The organism is Streptomyces solincola, assembly GCF_002982015.1.
GTDB classification, from domain to species: domain Bacteria; phylum Actinomycetota; class Actinomycetes; order Streptomycetales; family Streptomycetaceae; genus Streptomyces; species Streptomyces solincola.
Map to the genome: position 1 here is coordinate 1 of NZ_PVLV01000391.1, position 2,458 is coordinate 2,458.

At 79.0% G+C, this 2,458-nt stretch carries 2 protein-coding genes; both read left to right on the forward strand.

The features are described 5' to 3' along the window. Positions 1 to 191 precede the first annotated feature (191 nt). Positions 192 to 692: a GNAT family N-acetyltransferase gene (locus C6N75_RS22655; RefSeq protein ID WP_105870740.1), complete on the forward strand. Its 501-nt coding sequence runs from the start codon at positions 192 to 194 to the stop codon at positions 690 to 692. Positions 693 to 797: 105 nt separating this feature from the next. Further along, positions 798 to 2,458 (forward strand): collagen-binding domain-containing protein (locus C6N75_RS22660; protein WP_146132644.1); only part of this gene is annotated, 1,661 nt, incomplete at its 3' end.

A 2,458-nucleotide genomic window follows, 5' to 3' on the forward strand; every position in this document is an offset into this window, starting at 1 on the left:
CGGCCGGTTGCCGGAGGGGGGTCCCCCGGCCGGGTGCCGGTCCGCGGCGGGGCGTGGGGGCCGACGCGCCCGGGGGGCCGGGGCGGCGTGGCGCTCCGGCCGGCGCGGAGCCGACCCGTCGCCGCGCTGTGCCAGGCGAGCGGCGGCATGGTGGTGGGGTAAGGAGAAGGGTCCGTCCGAAGGGGATTGACATGCCGTTGCTGCGCCGCGCCCGGGTGTCCGACCACGCCGCGCTCGTGGAGTGCGTGCACCGATGGGGGGACGGTCCCGGCGCGCCTGCCGAACCGCGCGACGTGTCGCTGCTGCTGCCGCGGGTCTTCCTTCAGTCGTTCTCCGGGACCAGCCTGGTGGTGGAGGACGCGACCGGGGTGCGGGCGTTCCTGGTGGGGCTGCACTCGGCCGACCACGACGACCGGGCGCACATCCACTTCGTGGGGGTGGACCCGGCGCTGCGCGGGCGGGGCCTGGCCCGGGGGCTGTACGCGGCGTTCTTCGCCCGCGCGGCGGAGGCGGGTCGCCGGGAGGTACGGGCCGCGACCTGGCACCGCAACACCGGGTCGATCGCCTTCCACCAGGCGCTCGGCTTCAGCCTGGACACCAGCGAGTCGGAGCTGGACGGGCTCCCGGTGCACCGGGACTACGACGGGCCCGGCCACCACCGGGTGTGCTTCCGCAAGGCGATCGCCGGATAGGCGGACGGCCGCCGGCCGTACGGCCGCCGCCACGCGGGCGATCGGGCGGGCGACCGGTGGGCGCGCCGCCATGATCCGACCTTCCGATCATCCTATTTTCCTGTTATGCGATGGATGGTGAGGAAGATGCCGCGCCGACTGGGCGCGGCGGTGGTGGGCGCGGCCTGCTCGGCGGGCGTGCTGGCGACGGGCGCCGGCCCGGCCTTCGCGGTCCAGGCGCCCGAGGCGGCGGGAGGCCGGTTCGGGGTCCTCGTGGAGGGCGACGCACTGCTGGCCGGGGCGCGGGTGGACGGGCCGGTCGCGGTGGGCGGGGACCTGGCGTTCGGCGCGGACCAGCGGGTGGCCGTCCGCACGCCCGGCACGGTCACCGCGTCCGGTGACAGCTCGCCCACCGCGCTGCTGGTGGGCGGCGGGATCGACTTCGCCGGCTCGGCCCGGCACGGGGTGCTGCGGGTGATGGGCGACGGCCGGATGAAGGTCGGCGACCTGACCGGCGGTGCGGTGCGCGAGGCCGGTACGGGAACGGCCGGGGGCGGCGGCACCCATCTGGTGCCGGCGGGCGCGGCGTACGGGGCGACCCCGCGCGTCGAACTGACGGCCGCCCAGCCGGCCGCGTCGGTGGCGGCGGCGCGGGGGCTGCTCGACACCGGCTCGGTGTTCGCCGGGCATCGGGAGCGCGCCGACGCGCTCGCCGCCTGCGCGGGCACGGTGCGGCCGCACGACGGTCGCGGGGCGCCGCTCGCGGAGGGCGCCGTCCCGGCTCCGGGATCGGCCGTGAGGCTGAGGCCCGTGTCCGGGCGGACCAATGTGGTGCGGCTGACCGGGCGTCAGCTCGCCGCGATCGGACTGCTGGTCTTCGAGCGGCGCCCTACGGCGGCGGCGCCGGTGGTCGTGGTGGTGGACACCCGGGACACCGGTGGGCGACTGGACTGGCGTACCCCCGCGCTCGCCGGGGTCGGCGGCCAGGACGCGCCGTACCTGCTGTGGAGCTTCCCCGACGCGACCGGGCTGACCCTCACGGCGGGCGGCGGCTCCCTGGTCGGCGCGGTGCACGCGCCGCGCGCCCGGCTCACCGATCTGAGCCCGGCCGCGCTTCAGGGCGACGTCGTGGTCCGCGAACTCGCCGCCGGACGCCTCGCCGGCCCCGGCGCCCCCGGCGTGGACGCCGGCGCCTACCGCTCGGCCCCCTTCGCGGCCCGGCTGCGATGCGAGCCGGAGAAGGGGACGACGGAAGGGAAGACGGGGCCGGGGAAGGGAACGGGAACGGCGACCGGGACGGGACCGGAGACCGGCGCGGGGACGGGGACGGCCCCGGAGCCGGGGAAGCGCCCGGAGCCCGGAGCGAACCCCGGGACGGGGACGAACCCAGCCCCGGGGACGGACCCAGTCCTGGGCACGGGCACTGGTTCCGGCGCGGTCACGGGCCCGTCGGCGGACGCGGAGCAGTCCGAGGGCGCGGGCCCGTCCGAGGGCGGGCAGGGGGGCGGCAGCGCCCAGGAGGGCGGTGGCGGGGCGCCGGACGCGGCGTCGGGAGGCGAGCCGGACGCCGCGCTGGAGAGCCTGCCGGAGTCGCAGGGCATGGAGTCGGCTCCGGAGCCGGGCGGGCCCGAGGAGTCGCCCGGCCCGGACGCGGCCGGGCCCGGGGAGGAGGCCGGCGCGCCGAAGGACCCGCCCGGCGCGATCGGGCCGCCGGCCGGACGGACCGACCCGCCGGGCGGCGGAGCGGTCGCTTCCGGCGGGACCGGCGGCTCGGGGCGCGACGCCGC